The organism is Promicromonospora alba (assembly GCF_042654905.1).
GTDB lineage: Bacteria > Actinomycetota > Actinomycetes > Actinomycetales > Cellulomonadaceae > Promicromonospora > Promicromonospora alba.
Genome location: NZ_JBHSFI010000005.1, coordinates 665,915 through 681,801 on the forward strand (window position 1 = coordinate 665,915; position 15,887 = coordinate 681,801).

Here is a 15,887-nt window from a genome sequence, read left to right on the forward strand (position 1 = left end):
GCTTGGCGGGCGCATCGCCCGCACCTCATCGGACGGAGAGCGGATCATGACGACGTTGGGCATCATCGGCAGCGGGAACATCGGCACGGCGGTCGCCCGTCTGGCGTCGGCAGCCGGTATCGACGTCGTCATCGCGAATTCTCGCGGCCCGGAGAGCCTCGCCGACCTCGTCGCCGAGCTCGGCCCCGGTGCCAGCGCAGGCACTACCGAACAGGCCGCTCGCGCTGGCGACGCCGTCCTGCTCTCGATCCCCCTGCAGGCGCTCCGTGCCGTCCCCGCCGAGCTGCTCGCAGGCAAGATCGTGCTCGACACAAGCAACTACTACCCGTCTCGTGACGGGCGCATCACAGCCCTGGACGCAGGCGAGCTGACGACGAGCGAACTCGTCCAGGGACATTTCACGACCGGTCGCATGGTCAAGGCATTCAACAACATCCTGGCGCACCACATCCCCGAGCTGGCCCGCCCGTCCGGGGCGACGGACCGCACCGCCCTGCCGCTGGCCGGGGACGACGACGCGGCCAAGTCCACGGCTACAACGCTCATCGACCAGCTGGGCTTCGACACCGTGGACGCCGGGCAACTAGCCGACAGCTGGCGCTTCGAACCGGAGTCCGCGGGCTACACGAGGCTCTACCTGGCCGACCCCACGACACCCGCCGAGCGGATGATGCAGGCGCCGTCCGCACCGCTGTCAGCCGTGGCCCTGCGCCAGGCCCTGGCGGCCGTGGAGCGCGCGGACGTAGCCGCCCGTGAGCACTGACGACGGTCCACCAGCCTCCGGCAGGGGCGGTACCAGTACGGCCAGGCAGAGCCCGTCACCTCAGCCTGAACCACCCCGGTCCAGACAAGGTCTTACCTCTTCGCCCGGGACCGGGCAGGAGGAACGTCGGCCAACGTCTCGAGCGCATCGATCGCCGAGGCCGTCACGCTGTTGACGATGTGCTGACGCATGAGGGCAGCGGCTTCGTCGCCCTTGCGCTCAGCGATCAGCTCGAACATCCGGTGATGTTCGGACCAGTCGCGCTCCCGGGTCTCGTCGTCCGGCGGCAGCTCGATCCCGAGGCGCCGGTAGCGATCCGACTTGTCCCACAGATCGTCAAGCATCCGGATCAGGACGTCGTTGTGGGACGAGCGGTAGACAAGGCTGTGGAACTCACGGTGTGCCGTCAGCGCTTCCTCTCCCCACCGCCTGGTGACGGGCAGCAACTTGTCGACCGCGGCGCGCAAGCTCGCTAGATCCTGGTCCGTGCGCCGGTCGGCCGCCAGCTCGATCGCGGTGGGATCGAGGGCGAGCCGCACCTCATGGAGGTGCCGGGCCTCGGCGGCGCTCATCGAGGCCACCCGGGCGTTGCGATGCGCGTCCAGCTCGATGAGGCCCTCCGCGCTCAGTCGCCGTAGCGCCTCACGAATGGGCGTGATGCTCATCTCGAGCGAGTCGGCAAGCTCGTACTGCGCGATCCGGGCACCGGCCTCGAGGGATCCGCTGAGGATCAGTTGACGCAGTTCCGCATACGCCACGTCGCTCTTGCTGGAGAACACGTTGCGACCGTCCACGGACGAACACCTCCTCGCATCGACCCTTGCCAAACCTGCCAGACGGAGCCTAGCATCGGCCGCACATCTTATAAGAAGTGAGATACAAGATACGAGAGTGAGGAACCCAATGAGGATCGTTTCTGTCCACGAAGGCGTGGTCCCGATCAGCTCCCAGATCCGGAACGCCTGGATCGACTTCAGCACCATGGACTGCTCCATCGTGGCGCTGGTCAGCGACGTCATCCGTGACGGCAAGCCGGTGGTCGGGTACGGCTTCAACTCCAACGGTCGCTACAGCGCCGGCGAGATCCTTCGACGCCGTGTCCTGCCGCGGCTGACGGCAGCTGAGCCGGACGCGCTCATCAACGACGCGGGCGAGCTGGACCCCACCAAGGCCTGGCCCATCATGATGAACAACGAGAAGCCCGGGGGCCACGGGGAGCGCTCGGTCGCTGTCGGCGTCGTCGACATGGCCTTGTTCGACCTCGCGTCGAAGATCGCCGGCCAGCCCCTGTACCGGTACCTGTCCGACCGCTACGGCGATGGCCAGCCGGATGACAAGGTCTTCGTCTACGCCGCAGGTGGCTACTACGCCCCGGACAAGGGCCTGCGAGAGCTGCAGGACGAGATGCGAGGTTTCCTCGACCAGGGATACCGCGTCGTCAAGATGAAGATCGGCGGCGCGGAGCTCTCGGAGGACCTCAAGCGCATCGAGGCTGTCCTCGACGTGCTCGACGGCGACGGGTCGCGTCTCGCGGTCGACGTCAACGGCCGCTTCGATCTGACCACGGCGCTCGAGTACGGCCGCGCGATCGAGCCTTACGGCCTGTTCTGGTACGAGGAGGTGGGCGACCCCCTCGACTACCGACTGAACGCCGTTCTGGCGGAGCACTACCGCGGATCGATCGCGACTGGCGAGAACCTGTTTTCCCTCCAGGACGCTCAGAACCTGATCCGCTACGGCGGGATGCGCCCTGACCGCGACTACCTGCAGTTCGACCCCGCTCTGAGCTACGGCCTGACCGAATATCTCCGCACCCAGGAGATGCTCGCCCAGCACGGGTGGTCCTCACGCCGCTGCATCCCTCACGGGGGCCACCAGTTCTCGCTGCACATCGCGGCCGCGCTCAAGCTCGGCGGGAACGAGTCCTACCCCGGCGAGTTCCAGCCGACCGGCGGTTTCGCCGACGACGCCGTCGTAGAGGACAGCTACGTCGGACTGACCGAGATGCCCGGCATCGGCTTCGAGGGCAAGGCGAAGTTCTACGAGGTTCTCCGCGCCCTGCATGCGTGACCGGCCGGCCACCCTGGCGCTGACGAGCCTCGCGCGCCCTTCCGTCACAACGTCGTGAACAGGAGAGATTCACCATGGCCCTTTCCACTACCCCCACCAGAAGCACGACCCCGCGCTTCTGGCGCCTTCTGCGCGAACTGTGGTTCCAAGTGCTCGTCGCCGCAGCGCTCGGTATCGCAGTCGGCCTCATCTTCCCCAGCGTCGGCAACACCTTTGCGCCTCTGAACGACTGGTTCATCGACCTGGTCAAGATGATCGTCGTCCCCGTGGTCTTCTGCGTCGTCGTCACAGGCATCGCCTCGATGGACAACCTTCGGAAGGCCGGCCGCATCGGCCTCAAATCCCTCGCATACTTCCTGGCCTTCTCACTCTTGGCGATGCTGCTCGGACTGGCCGCAGGGAACCTGTTCCGGCCAGGCGCGGGGATGAACGTCGACCCCAGCACCCTGGACACCAGCACCCTGCCCGACGTCGAGTCGACGCACATCACCGTCACAGGGTTCATCAGCAACCTCGTCCCCGAGTCGCTGTTCGGCGCCCTCACGGAGGGCGAGATCCTCTCGGCGCTCCTCGTATCACTGGCCTTCGGGATCGCGCTCAACATGTCCGGCGAGCGGGGCGCCCCTCTGGTGAGCGGCATATCTGCCCTGTCGGACGTCGTCTTCCGGATCGTCGGCTGGGTGATGCGACTGGCACCCTTCGGCACCTTCGGCGCACTCGCGACCGTCGTTGCCCAATACGGAGCAACCAGCCTGCAGCAGCTCGGCTACCTCATCCTGATCTTCTTCGCCACGTGCCTCGTGTTCATCGTCGTGGTCCTCGGTCTGGTCGCCCGAGCCGCTGGGGTCAACATCTTCAGACTGATGCGCTACCTCAAGGCAGAACTGCTCGTCGCACTCAGCACCTGCTCCAGCGAAGCCGTACTCCCCCAGCTGGTCCGTCGCCTCGAGCACCTGGGCGCCGGAAAGCCAGTCGTCGGCATCGTCGTGCCGTCCGGCTTCTCCTTCAACCTCGACGGCTCCGCCATCTACCTGACCCTCGCATCCCTGTTCCTTGCGCAGGCCGTCGGGATCGACCTGAGCTGGCAGCAGCAGCTGGTCCTCATCGGCGTCATGATGCTCACGAGCAAGGGAACCGCGGGAATCGCGGGCGGAGCCTTCATCGTCCTCGCGAGCACCCTGACCGCTCTGGGCACGATTCCGCTCTCCGCTCTGGCGCTCATCGTGGGAATCGACCGAATCCTCAACGAAGGCCGCGTGTTCATCAACGTGCTGGGGAACGCCGTGGCCACGATCGTCATCGGCAGGTGGGAGAAGGACTTCGACATGGACCGCGCGCGGGCGGTCCTGCACGGCACCGAGCCGCACGAGCTGTTGCCCTCGAGCGACGAGCACGAAGACCGCGAGACCGACGAGCGCGACCCGGAACACACGGCCGGCACTGACCTAGCGGCTACCAGGACGTGATGCCCCGCTCAGTCTGCCCAGTCGGCTCGACCGACCGGGCAGACTGGGCCGCAACGAGGGCCCCGGATCTCGTCACGCGGGCCGGGGCGCCATGGCGCGGGTCAGGACCCCGTGCCGCGGCGCGAGCAGCCACGCGAGCAGGAACACCGCCGTGGCGACGAGCACGATCGTGCCGCCGACGGGCAGGTCCAGGCTCCACGACAGGTACAGGCCGACCAGGGCCGATCCGCCGCCGATGGTCGGGCCGAGCAGCATCATGGGGCCGAGCCTGTCGGTCAGGAGCCGGGCCGCGGCGGCGGGCGTGACCAGGAGGGCAAGGACCAGGACGTTGCCGATGGTCTGCACGGAGATCACGATCGCCGCCGCGACCACCACGTAGAGGAGCAGGTCGAGCCGCAGCACCGGCAGTCCGAGCGCGCGCGAGGTCTCCCGGTCGAGGCTGACCGCGACGAGCTCCTTGTGGAACGCGAACAGCACGGCCATCAGGACGAGCCCGACGACGACGGCGATCAGCACGTTCTCGTCGGGGATGCCGACGATCGACCCGAACAGGAAGTCCTGCAAGGACCCCGCGTAGCCGGGGGCGGTCGAGATGATGACGATGCCGAGCGCGAACGCGGCGACGAAGAAGACACCGATCACCGAGTCCTCGCGCAGCCGGCGGTTCTGGGAGAACAGCGCGACCAGCAGCGCCGTCGTGATGCCCGCGATGGCTCCGCCGAGCACGAGCGAACCCTGCAGGACGAAGGCGATCGCGAGGCCGGGGAACACCGCGTGCGCGACGGCGTCGCCGATGAAGGCCATGCCGCGCAGCACCACGTGCGTGCCGACCACGCCGCACACCACGCTGGAGAGCACCGCCATGAGCAGGGCCTTGGGCAGGAACGCGAGGTCCGGGTTGAGCAGGTCCTGGACGAAGTCGACGGGCGAGATCATGAGCGCTCACCCCCGGCCGACGAGTCGGCCGTCCGGCCCTGGGCGACCTGGCTGATCGCCGTGAGCAGCGGTGACCCGGCCGAGACCCCGAACGCCGTCATCCACGGTTCGGGCCCGGCCAGCTCGGCAGGCGCGCCCGACGCCACCACGGTCCGGTTCAGCAGGCAGAGCCGGTCGCAGGCGTGGACGGCGCCGACCAGGTCGTGGTTCGTCATGATCACCGCTCGTTCCTCGTCCGCGAGCTCGCGGAACAGCTCGGTCAGATGCTCCTGGGTAGGTACGTCGAGGCCCGTGAACGGCTCGTCGAGCAGGAGGATCCGCGGATCGAGGGCGAGGGCTCGAGCCACCAGGACCCGCTGGCGCTGGCCCCCCGACAGCTCGCCGACGGGCCGCTTGCGCAGGTGCGTCATCTCGACGCGGTCCAGGGCCCTCCGCACCTCCCGGTAGTCCTCCGTCCGGGCTCCGCGCAGCCACCCGATGCGGGCGACCCGCCCGGTGAGCACGGCTTCCTCGACGGTGACCGGGAAGTCCCAGGCGAACTCGTGCCGCTGCGGTACGTAGCCGATCGAACGCGTCACCGGGGCGGACCTGGTGCGCTTGCGGCCGCGGTGCACGTCCTGGCCCGCGATGCTGATCCGGCCCGACGAGGGCACGAGTCCCAGCACCGCCCTCAGGAGCGTCGTCTTGCCCGCTCCGTTCGGACCGACCAGACCGAGCAGCTCGCCCTCGGCGACCTCGAGCCGGATGTCGTTCAGCACCGGCCGGCCACCGAGGACGACGGCGAGGTCGTGCACCTCCAGCGCCGCTGGAGCCGTGGGCCGGGCCGAGGTGCTCGTGTCGCCCGCGACTGTCGCGGTCACGACTCGTCCCCGGCGTCGCGCTCGGCCGCGGCGCGCGCCCGCCGGGCACCGACGACGCGGGCGACCAGCACCAGGAGCAGCACCACACCTGCCGCCGCCGCTCCCCAGATCAGCGCGGCGGAGCCGCTGTCCGACGACGGCGCACTCGCCCCGGGCGCGTCCGTCGCCGCCGGCGCCGTGACCTCGGACGGCGAGGCGTCGGGCGACGCGCTGCCGTCCGCCGTCGGATCGTCGGATGCCGCCTCGGCCACCGCTGCCAGCGCCTCCTCCGGGTCGGTGTCCTCACCGACCGCGAACACCAGGGTGCTCCCGTCCTCGGCCGTGGTCCCGTCGGTCAGCTCGGCGAGCATGGTCACGTCCAGCTGATAGATGCCCGGCTCGGTGAAGACCCAGTTGGCGTGGACATGGGTGTTGACCTCCATCCACAGCTCCTGCGGCAGGGGTTCGCCAGAGTTCCACAGCACGTTGGGCGGCCCGGTGACGCCCTCCTGCAGGAACACGAACACCTCGCCGGGACCGTCCACGCCGTCGAGCCGCAGCGACGCACCCTGCTCCACCGCGTCCACGACCTCGGGGTCCTGGGTGTTCCAGCCGAGCCAGACCACATCGGGTGCCTGGGTCTGCGGAACGACGTACAGCGGCTTACCCGGCTCGACGCCGAGGAACTCGTAGTCCGGGCCCTCGGGCGCGGGCAGCGCCGCCGCGTCGCCGAGGTGCAGGACCGTGCGCTCGGGGTCGCGCCAGACGGACGGGACCTCGCGGTCGTCGCGCGCGAGCATCGTCCACTCGCCGTCGAGGAACCGCGGCCCGACGTCGACGTGCCCGACGGTCACCGCGGCGTCCTCGGTCACCACCTCCTCGTCAGCCTCGACGGTCTGTTCCAGATCGGCGGTGTCCGAGCCGGCGGACGGGGCATCAGCCAGGGCGACCGGCGCGACGCCGAGGGTCAGGCCGGCGAGCAGCGTGGCCGTGTACGCGACCGCCCTGCGACGCCGCGTGGTCCGGGATGTCAGCCGCGTGGTCCGGGATGTCAGCCGGGATGTCATGAGGTACTCCTTCATGTTTTTTTCAGGCACCGGCGGAGGCTGTCGGCGTTGGCGCGCATCAGGTCGACGTAGGTGGTGACGCGGTCGTCGAACGCGTCGGAGTAGATGGGGCACACGCGCAGGTCGTTCTCACGGGCCACCTCGGTGAGCACCGTGGACCGCGCGGCGAGGTTGGGTTCCAGGAAGACCGCGGGCACGTCGAGCGCCTGCACGGTCCGGGTGAGCTTGATCCGGTCGGCGACGCTGGGCTCGGACGCGGGGTTCGGCGTCACGAAGCCCGCGATGTCGACGTCGTACGCCCTACCGAGGTAGGCGAACGCGTCGTGCGTGGTCACCAGGTGCCTGCGCGAACGCGGGATCTCCGCGATGGTGCGCTCCACGTAGGCGTCCGTCTCGCGCAGCTCGGCCAGGTAGGCCTCGGCGTTCGCCCGGAACCGGTCCGCCTGGCCGGGTGCGGCAGCGGCCAGGGTGTCGCGGATGACCTCGACGTACGCCTGCGCGTTGCGGACGTCCTGCCACAGGTGCGGGTCGATCTCGCCGTGCACGTGCTTGCCGAGGACCGCCTGCGGCAGCAGGTAGACCTGGTCCCCGGGGCGGCCCAGGAACCCGAACCCCGGCTCGGCGGGCACCGAAGCGAGCGCCTTGTTCGGCACCGACACCACCGTCCGGGCGGGGTCCAGCCTCTCGGCCTGCGCGTGCCCGACGTCGCCGTGGTCGCCCGGGTCCTCGTCCGCGGCCTCCACGACCGGCGCGTCGGCCTGCAACAGGATCGCGCCGTCGTCGAGGTCCACCGTGACGTCCGCGTGCCCGCCGTCCAGCACCCGTGCGCCCGCCATACCCGGCACGGAGTACGGGTCGACGCCGACGGCGAACGTCACGGTCGCCGTCCCGAGCTCCTGCGGCTGACCGCCCGGCTCCGCGATCAGGTCGGACTCCAGCGCCAGCCGGTAGATACCCGGCTCGGTGAACGCCCAGCTCATGTGCGTGTGCGCGTCGGTGGGCAGGGTCGCCGTGTCCCGGGCGTACCCGTCGGCGGCATCGAAACCGTCGCCCGAGTCGAAGTAGGTGCGCGGCTGGCCGAACGTCTCGGTCAGGTATCCCGCCAGGCGTCCGGGCCCCTCCATCTCCGTCGCGCGCAGGCGCACCTCGGAGGCGCGCGTCGCCCCGAGCTCCTCGCCCGCGCCGCTCACCCGGAGCCCCAGCCAGATGGTGTCCAGGTTGACGTTCTCGACCAGCGGGATCACCTCGGCGGCGTACTTCGTCGCCGACTCCGCCAGCGAGATGTTGGGGGCCCCGTCGGGCAGGTTCGCGTCGAGTGTGGTCACGACCGAGTGGTCCTCCAGCAGCAGGTAGTTGCTGAAGGCCACGTCGGCGTAGACGACGTCGCGCACGTCCCGCAGCGTCGGGTCGTAGGAGTGCGGGTCGCCCTGGGGCGGCACGATCGAGGTGACCTCGACGCCGTCGCCGGCCACGTTGCGCACCAGGTCGGCAAGGATCCCGGTGGTGGTCACGACGTGGAGCCTGCCGTCGTCGGCCGCGCCGGTTGCACCCGCGCAGCCGGTGAGGACCAGCGAGCCCGCCGCGATCACGCCGACCGCGGCGGCCCACCTTCGTGAGGTCGCGGTCATGCCCGGCGACGCCGCTGCGCGACGGCGATGAGCGTCCCACCGGCGAGCAGGAGGAGACCCGCCAGCGCGAGCGGCTGGAACACGCTCGCACCGGTGCTCGCCAGGGCGGCGCGCTGCGCGGCACTGAGGTCGCACTCCTCGCCCGACGCCGTCCGCCCCACGTAGGTCGTCTTCGTCGTGGTCCCCGCGGTGTCGCCGACGGAGAACTTCAGCGTCGCCGCGTCCGAGGCCGTGCCGCCGCTCTTGAGCGGGACGGACTGCGTCATGGTCACCGAGTAGACGCCGGGCTTCGTGAACGCCCAGTTGGCGTGCACGTGCTGGTTGAGCGGCACGGACATGGACCTCGGGAACCCCTCCAGGGTGCCGAAGTTCTTGGCCCCCACTCCCCCGAACGTGCCCGTCGCGTAGACACCCAGCTCGCCGGGCCCGTCGACGCCGTCGAGCGTGAACGTGACCGGCCCGTCCGCTGCCTCGATCAGGCTGGGGTCCTGGGTGTTCCAGCCGATCCACGGCACGCCTGTCTCCTGGACCTGACCGACGGACCAGATCGTCGAGCCGGCGGTGCCGAGGAACGCGAACTCGCTGCCCTCCGGAACCTTGTCCTCGGCGGCCTCGCTCAGCTTGAAGGTGAGCGACGCCGGGTCGACCCAGGATGCGGGCTGCTCGCGGTCGTCCTTCACCTGGGCGACGAGCTTGCCGTCCTCCACCTTCGAGCCGAAGTCGAAGTGACCGGACTCGATGCCGCCCACCTCGGGCGTGCTCACCTCGCTGGTGACCGGCTGGGCAACACACTGCGGGTCGTCCTGGACGTTCCCGCCGGCTCCCGGGTCGTTGCCCGGATCACCGTCGTCGGTCGGGTCGTTACCCGGGTCGTTACCCAGGTCGTTGTCCGGATCGGTGCCCGGGTTCTTGCCGGGGTCCTTTCCCGGGCCGTCGCCGTCGGGGTCGTCGGTCTGTTCCGCTCCCGCACGGAAGTGGTAGTCGACGGTCGGCCCGGTGATGGTGCGGCCATCGGTGGTCCGCAGGCGCGGGGTCACCTTCAGGTGGTAGTCGCCCGCTGCGGTGAACACCCAGTTGGTGTGCACGTGCGCGTTCGCGGTGACGGGGATCTTCCCGCCGTCGGACGCCCTCGTGTCGATGTACCGGTTGACCGGCTGGCCGAACGAGTTGTTCTGGAACGTGAACACGTCACCAGGGCCAGTGACCTTCACGACCAGGGATACGGGGCTGCCCGCGGCGGGCGTGATCCCCGTTCCCGCGAGCGACGGAAGCAGCCGTTCGGTGCTCCAGCCCGCCCACGGCAGGTACTCCTGGTCGCTGCCCGTCTGGGAACCGAGCCAGGCGGTCTTGCCGCCGTGCTCGCCGAGGAACGCCCAGGCACCCGTCGCCGCGGGCAGCTCCACCTGACCGCGTGGGTCCTCGTAGGCCAGCGTCACCTTGGACGGCGAGCGGTAGACCGTGCGGTCGGCGTGGATACGGCTGTCGTCCTTGACCGACAGCACCAGGCGCCCGGACGCGGCGTCGTACCTGGTCTCGAACGCGTCGGCGTGCCCGTGGTCGAGCACGAACCGGCGGTCCTGGTCCGGAGCCGGGGCGGTGCCCGGGCCGGTCGGCGTCGGGCTGGGCGTGGGCTTCGGAGTCGGCGTGGGGGTCGGCGTCGGCGTCGGGGTCGGGGTCGGCGTCGGGCTTGGAGTCGGTGTGGGTGTGGGGGTCGCGCTGGGCGTGGGGGTGGGCGTCGGCGTCGGAGTGGGCTCCGGCCGCTCGCCGACCCGCACGTGGTAGGTCGCGGCGTCACCGGTCACCGTCGCGCCGTCCGACGTCGCGAGCGACGGCGTCACCGTGAGCGTGTAGTCGCCCTCGGCGGTGAACACCCAGTTGGTGTGCACGTGCGCGTTCGTCGCCACGGGGATGGTCCCGCCGTCGGACGTCGTGGTGTCGAGGTAGCGGTTGATCGGCGTCCCGAACGAGTCGTTCTGGAAGGTGAACACGTCGCCCGGTCCGTCGACGGCGACGTCGAGCGACACCGGCTGGCCCGCGGCGGGAGTGATCCCGGTCCCGGCCAGCGAGTCCAGGAGCCGCTCGGTGCTCCAGCCGACCCAGGGGTTGTACGCCTGGTCCTCGCCGGTCTGCGAGCCGAGCCACACGGTGGCTCCGCCGTATTCGCCGAGGAAGGCCCAGCCGCCCTCGGCCGCGGGGAGCGTGACCTGGCTCTGCGCGTCCTCGTAGGCGAGCGTCGTGGACTCGGGGGTCCGGAAGACGGGCCCGTCGTCGTAGATCCGGGTGTCGTCCCGGACCGACAGCACAAGCTTGCCGGTGTCGGCGTCGTACGTGGTCTCGAAGCCGTCGACATGGCCGCGGTCCAGGACGTACTGGCGGTCGGGCACCGCGGCGGACGCCGGCCCCGCAGCGAGCGCCGTCGGCCCGAGCGCGGGGACGACCAACGCGCTGAGCAGCGCGGCGGCGGCCGCCAGGGCTCCGAATTTATGAGAACGATTCTCAGTCACGGATCGAAGTGAACCAGGACTGAGAATCGTTATCAAGAACGAATGTGGCATTTCACCCGGCGCCACGGCGTGCACAGCACCCTGAGCAAGGCCGCTTGCTGTCCAGCGCGGAGATCGGTCACTTGCACCGCCCACCGCTACGAGATCGGTCGGTTGCTCTGAGATCGGTCAATCGAGTGACCGATCTCAGAGCAACCGACCGAATCCGGCTCAGCGCGGCGAGCAGAAGACCGAAGTCAGGGCGTCACGCTGCGACCGAGCGACGCCGCGCCCGGCGCCGGAGCTCGATCAGCACGACGCCCGCCCCGACCAGCGACACCGCGAGCAGCAGCACCGCGCCAGCCTCGAAACCCGTGCTCGCGAGCGGTCCTTGGTCCCCCGTGGCGCCCCCGTCCGACGACGGCCGACCCGACGTGGATGGTGTCGGTGTGAGGTCACCGTCGCCTGCACCCGGGCCGTCCGGGTCAGCACCTGGATCGTCGGGGTCGCTACCCGGGCCATCCGGATCCATACCTGGGCCCTCCGGGTCTGCACCCGGGTCGTCCGGGTCTCCCGGGACCTGCGGCCCGGCGTTGAACTCCGTCGCGGTAAGCCCGCAGTGCTCCTCGGTCACCTTGCGTGCGTCGACGCCGACCGCAAAGAGCAACGCCGCCCCGTCGGTCGCGTCGGTCGGGCCGTCGCCGTCGAGCGCCGTCTGCGAGACGTCCAGGCAGTACACCCCGGCGGCGTCGAACGCCCAGGAGCCGTGCGCGTGCTGCGCGTAGTCGAGCCGGTCCGTGCCCGAGCCGAGCAGCACGCGGGGCGCGCCGAAGCCGTCACCGCCGGAGTCGAACAGCACGAACTCGCCGGGCCCGTCAACGGAGAGCAGCGCCCAGCGGACGGCGTCCGCGGCGGCGCCGTCCGCCACGTCGAGGTTCCAGCCCGGCCAGACGAGGTCCGGGGTCGGGCTCTCGGGCAGCACCCAGACCCGGTCGCCGGGTTCGCCGAGGAAGGCGTACCGCTCGTCGTCGGGTACGACGACGCCCGCGCCGTCCGGCACCGCGAACGCCACGTCGGACGGGTCGTGCTCCTCGGACGGGACAGCGGCGTCGTCGCGCACCACCGTGGTGAGGCCGGCGGCGGTGATGCGGGCCAGGAGGTCGACGTGGCCGCTGCGCAGGACCGTGCGGTCCGTGACGGGCCACCCGTCCGGGTCGCCAGGGTCATTCGGATCGCCGGGGTCGCCCGGGTCCGGGTCGCCGGGGTCGCCGCCGGGCGGGCACGGCTCCACCCCTGCCGGGTCGACGCCGGCCGCGACGGTCAGCGTCGTGGTCGCCGCTGCCGCCGTCCCGTCTGCAGCGGTGCCCGCGAGCGTGGTCGTCAGGCAGTACCGGCCGGGCTCCGTGAAGACCCAGCGCAACAGGTGCACCCCGCCGGGGCTGACGGTCGAGCCCGACGCCTCGTAGCCGGGAACCGTGCTGAGCAGCGCCCCCTTGTGGCCCGCCACGAGGGCCTGCTGGTCGTCGACCACGAGGAACCCGCCGGGACCCGTCGCACTGTCAAGCGTCCAGGTCAGGTCCCCGCGCCACGCGTCCCGGTCCAGGTGCGCCAGGTCGAGGTCCACCGCGTTGAGCAGGCCCGAACCCGGCCCGAGCTGGTACCCGTCCACGTACTCCTGCTCGGCGTCGCGCCAGTTCTCGAGCAGCCGCTCGACGTGCAGGCCGCGCGAGGTGGTGCCCGTCGCGAGCACCACGTCCGCCGGGTCGTGGCGCACGCCGTGCCCGCGCAGGTCCCCGGTCACCAGGTCGGCACGCAGGTCGCCGTCGGCCAGGCGCGGTGCGAGCGCGGCGAAGGACGCCCTCCCCCGCTCTTCAGGGGCGGGGAGGCGCGCCACCTCGCCGGGAACCGCGTCCTCCGGGGTGTCGTCATGGCTGCGCGTCCGGTCGAGGTCGCGCTGCATGCAGGTGGGCGCCGACGTCGGGTCGTAGGCAGTGCCGCCGACCACGAAGGTGAGCACGGCGTCGTCGTCGCGCGCGCTGCCCTGGGCGGTCGCGGCGGTGGAGGTGAGCCGCACGCAGTACGTGCCCGGGGCGGTGAAGTCCCAGCTCAGGTGTTGGTGGGCGAGCGCGGGCGCGAGCGCCGGATGGGCCTGGGGCAGGCCCTGCCGGGTCGAGAACCAGGGGGCCGCGCCGGAGCGGACGTGGTCCTCGTCGGCGCCGAGGAAGAACTCGCCGGGCGCCGGACCGCCGTCCGCGCCGGTCACGCTCTCCAGCCGCAGCATCGGCAGGCTCTCGTAGTCCTGCGCGCTGAACGTCTCGGAGGAGACGCCGAGCCACGGCAGGCCGGTCTTCGGCACCTTGGGCAGCCGGTGGATCACCGAGCCCGCTGGCGCGAGGAACGTCGAGTCGGCGGACGCCGTCGGCTCCGGCACGGTGACCCGCGCGGCGTCGGGCACGTGGACCACGAGCGTCGCCGGGTCGTACCAGTTGAGCGTGTTGCCGTGGGACTCGCGCACCAGCAGGCGCAGCTCGTCGGCGCCGGGACGCAGGGACAGGTCGGAGTGCGTGGCGGGCAGCAGCACGTTGTTCCGCGGATCGGTCAGGTCGTCCGGGTCCGGGGTGCCGGGGTCGGGGTCGGGGTCGGGATCGCCAGGGCCGTCGGGCGGGAGCACCGGGAGGTCCGGGTCGACGGCGGCGCCGCACTCGGCGTTCGCCACGTCGGGCACGTTCCCGACCGCCACGCGGACCGTCACCACGGGCGAGGTCCGCACCTGCCCGTCGGTGCCGGTGACCGAGACCCGCAGGTCCAGGCAGTGCAGGCCGAGGTCCGAGAAGAGCCAGCCCTGGTTCTGCGGCGGCGAGACGGTGGTGGTGGTGGGCGTCCAGGCGACGTCGGAGCGCAGCCCGTGGCCGGCGTACCAGACCCGGTTCATTGTCACGCCGGGCATCGGGACCGGACCACCGATCGACACCAGGTCGCCACCACGCACGTCGGTGAGCTCCCAGGCGACGCCGTTGCGCGCCACCTGGTCGCGCGGCAGGCCGTAGTTGTTCAGGCGCGGCACGACGTCGGTCCCCGTGTAGTCGAGCGTCGGGAAGTCCTGGCTCGTGCCCCACAACTCCGTCCCGGGCGGGCCGAGCGACGCCAGGCCTGGGTCGTCCGATGTCGTGATGGCCAGCGGTCGCGGTATGGAGACAACGACATCGCCTGGCGCGTACCGGTCAGCCATCGTCTCGTAGCCGGGATCCGCGGACCAGCCGACGTCGATCACCGGCTCACCGTCCACGAGCAGCGCGTTGACAAAGGCGTTGCCCTCGTCGAGGACGGTGCGCGACAGCGGTTCGCTCTCGGCGCCGGCCAGCGCCGACCACGCCGTGGCGGATGCTGCGACAGGCATACCGACTGCGACGAGCCCTGCGGCAAATGCGGCAGCCGCGGCGCGGCGACCCGGTACGGACGTTCTGACCACGAAGGGCGTTCCTCTCGGTGCGGGCTGTCTCGGTGCAGGAGGGCGAGCAGCCCGACCCCTACACACTGCGCGGCATCCTCGGCGTGTCGCGTGCAGTCTGTTGGGGTCGAGCTGCTCACCCATCCCGGCTAGGTCAGGAACGCTTGAGCGGAAGCGTCTCGGACAGCACGGACGCACCGCCGTTGACGCTCACGTCGAAGGACAGCCGGTAGGTCCCGGTGCGGCTGAAGGACCACGCGAGGTCCTCGTGCCCGGAACCGTCCAGCACGAGGCTGCCGGAGGCGGCCGTCTTGGTGGCCGTGAAGCTGCCGGCGCCGCCCGTCCCCGAGACCCGCCCGCCCGTGCTCGATCCGGCGAGCACGTTCGGCTCGAACTCGACGTCGAGGACGCCACACGACGCGCCGGGCTCGACCGTGAAGCCGACCTCGGGACCGGTGGTGCCGGTGAAGGTCAGCCAGTCACCCGCGGGCAGCTCCACCTCGGTGCCACCGACGTGCTCGTGCACGTGCACCTCGACGGCGGTCACCCCGCCGAACGCATCGCACTCGACCTCAGCGGCGACGTCGAAATGACCAGAGGTGCGGTCGGCAGCGACCGCCGGTGCCGCGAGGGCCCCAGCCATCGCAGCGGTCGCACCCATCGTGACCAGCACCGTGGCGATCCGACGCCCGCTCTTTCGCTCGATCATCATCTGATTCCTCCATCTCGGTGCACGCCCGAACGCGGACAAATGAGAACGATTCTCATGCACGCGAGGAGTGAAGCAGTGCTGAGAACCATTATCAAGAGTGGGCGCCCCAAGTTCACCCCCTACCGGGGTGTCGCGGCGCGGCGGTTCGACGGTCTACCGGACGCTGACGCTGCTCGCGGACTCCGGGCTGGTCGAGATCGTCCACCCACCCGCGGCCGGGCAGGCCTACCGGCTCGGCCACCCGGGGCGGCCGGGCCGTACCTCGTCTGCGTGGGATGCGGCACGGCCGCCACGGTTCCAGCAGGCGACCTGGCGACCTGGTTCCGCGCGGTCGCGGCCCAGCAGGGCTTCAACGACATCGAGCCGCACGTCGAGCTGTGGGGCCGGTGCACGGAGTGCCGGCCGAACGTTACTGATAATGATTCTCACTTCTGATATGGTCGGCGCCGCGGCCAAGGCCGCTCCATGAACCGTT

11 protein-coding genes are annotated in these 15,887 nt (G+C 70.7%); 3 read left to right on the top strand and 8 right to left on the bottom strand.

Features of this window, described 5'->3' with window-relative positions; all coding sequences use genetic code 11:
* The first annotated feature begins 46 nt into the window (after positions 1 to 46).
* The gene (locus ACFO6V_RS17935) at positions 47 to 763 is read left to right on the top strand and encodes an NADPH-dependent F420 reductase (RefSeq protein WP_377137544.1); all 717 of its coding nucleotides are present in this window, start codon (positions 47 to 49) and stop codon (positions 761 to 763) included.
* A gap of 92 nt (positions 764 to 855) precedes the next feature.
* Here ACFO6V_RS17935 and ACFO6V_RS17940 read toward each other — a convergent pair whose 3' ends face one another.
* On the bottom strand, positions 856 to 1,557 hold the full coding sequence (locus tag ACFO6V_RS17940) for a GntR family transcriptional regulator (protein WP_377137546.1): 702 nt from the start codon (positions 1,555 to 1,557) through the stop codon (positions 856 to 858).
* 109 nt (positions 1,558 to 1,666) lie between these two features.
* Between ACFO6V_RS17940 and ACFO6V_RS17945 the strand changes: the two genes are divergently transcribed.
* Complete coding sequence (locus ACFO6V_RS17945; protein ID WP_377137548.1) at positions 1,667 to 2,833, top strand: mandelate racemase/muconate lactonizing enzyme family protein; 1,167 nt, start codon at positions 1,667 to 1,669, stop codon at positions 2,831 to 2,833.
* 74 nt (positions 2,834 to 2,907) lie between these two features.
* On the top strand, positions 2,908 to 4,299 hold the full coding sequence (locus tag ACFO6V_RS17950; RefSeq protein WP_377137550.1) for a cation:dicarboxylate symporter family transporter: 1,392 nt from the start codon (positions 2,908 to 2,910) through the stop codon (positions 4,297 to 4,299).
* Between the two features lie 72 nt (positions 4,300 to 4,371).
* On the opposite strand, the gene ACFO6V_RS17955 is transcribed toward ACFO6V_RS17950, so the two are convergent.
* The 7 genes from ACFO6V_RS17955 to ACFO6V_RS17985 all read right to left on the bottom strand — a co-directional run bounded on the left by ACFO6V_RS17955 (position 4,372) and on the right by ACFO6V_RS17985 (position 15,412).
* Positions 4,372 to 5,235, bottom strand: a complete 864-nt coding sequence (locus ACFO6V_RS17955) for an anchored repeat-type ABC transporter permease subunit (RefSeq protein ID WP_377137555.1) — start codon at positions 5,233 to 5,235, stop codon at positions 4,372 to 4,374.
* Entirely contained in the window at positions 5,232 to 6,095 is an 864-nt protein-coding gene (locus tag ACFO6V_RS17960; RefSeq protein WP_377137557.1) for an anchored repeat-type ABC transporter ATP-binding subunit, read from the bottom strand. The genes ACFO6V_RS17955 and ACFO6V_RS17960 overlap by 4 nt, the downstream gene beginning before the upstream one ends.
* Positions 6,092 to 7,141 (bottom strand): choice-of-anchor M domain-containing protein, encoded by a 1,050-nt coding sequence (locus ACFO6V_RS17965; RefSeq protein WP_377137559.1) that lies wholly within the window; start codon positions 7,139 to 7,141, stop codon positions 6,092 to 6,094. Before ACFO6V_RS17965 ends, ACFO6V_RS17960 begins: the two co-directional genes overlap by 4 nt.
* A gap of 11 nt (positions 7,142 to 7,152) precedes the next feature.
* Positions 7,153 to 8,769 carry an anchored repeat ABC transporter, substrate-binding protein gene (locus tag ACFO6V_RS17970; protein ID WP_377137561.1) on the bottom strand — a complete coding sequence of 539 codons (1,617 nt, stop codon included), beginning with the start codon at positions 8,767 to 8,769 and terminating at the stop codon, positions 7,153 to 7,155.
* Positions 8,766 to 11,273 (bottom strand): TIGR03773 family transporter-associated surface protein, encoded by a 2,508-nt coding sequence (locus ACFO6V_RS17975; RefSeq protein WP_377137563.1) that lies wholly within the window; start codon positions 11,271 to 11,273, stop codon positions 8,766 to 8,768. Before ACFO6V_RS17975 ends, ACFO6V_RS17970 begins: the two co-directional genes overlap by 4 nt.
* 244 nt (positions 11,274 to 11,517) lie before the next feature.
* Positions 11,518 to 14,649 carry a choice-of-anchor M domain-containing protein gene (locus tag ACFO6V_RS17980; protein WP_377137565.1) on the bottom strand — a complete coding sequence of 1,044 codons (3,132 nt, stop codon included), beginning with the start codon at positions 14,647 to 14,649 and terminating at the stop codon, positions 11,518 to 11,520.
* A 205-nt stretch (positions 14,650 to 14,854) separates the two neighbouring features.
* The gene (locus ACFO6V_RS17985; protein WP_377137567.1) at positions 14,855 to 15,412 is read right to left on the bottom strand and encodes a hypothetical protein; all 558 of its coding nucleotides are present in this window, start codon (positions 15,410 to 15,412) and stop codon (positions 14,855 to 14,857) included.
* Positions 15,413 to 15,887 lie beyond the last annotated feature (475 nt).

What these genes read in the sequence shown, in the direction of transcription:
- ACFO6V_RS17980 (WP_377137565.1), bottom strand. Translation starts at nt 14,649, where the DNA reads ATGCCTGTCGCAGCATCCGCCACGGCGTGGTCGGCGCTGGCCGGCGCC.
- ACFO6V_RS17965 (WP_377137559.1), bottom strand. Translation starts at nt 7,141, where the DNA reads ATGACATCCCGGCTGACATCCCGGACCACGCGGCTGACATCCCGGACC.
- ACFO6V_RS17950 (WP_377137550.1), top strand. Translation starts at nt 2,908, where the DNA reads ATGGCCCTTTCCACTACCCCCACCAGAAGCACGACCCCGCGCTTCTGG.
- ACFO6V_RS17970 (WP_377137561.1), bottom strand. Translation starts at nt 8,769, where the DNA reads ATGACCGCGACCTCACGAAGGTGGGCCGCCGCGGTCGGCGTGATCGCG.
- ACFO6V_RS17945 (WP_377137548.1), top strand. Translation starts at nt 1,667, where the DNA reads ATGAGGATCGTTTCTGTCCACGAAGGCGTGGTCCCGATCAGCTCCCAG.
- ACFO6V_RS17935 (WP_377137544.1), top strand. Translation starts at nt 47, where the DNA reads ATGACGACGTTGGGCATCATCGGCAGCGGGAACATCGGCACGGCGGTC.
- ACFO6V_RS17985 (WP_377137567.1), bottom strand. Translation starts at nt 15,412, where the DNA reads ATGATGATCGAGCGAAAGAGCGGGCGTCGGATCGCCACGGTGCTGGTC.
- ACFO6V_RS17955 (WP_377137555.1), bottom strand. Translation starts at nt 5,235, where the DNA reads ATGATCTCGCCCGTCGACTTCGTCCAGGACCTGCTCAACCCGGACCTC.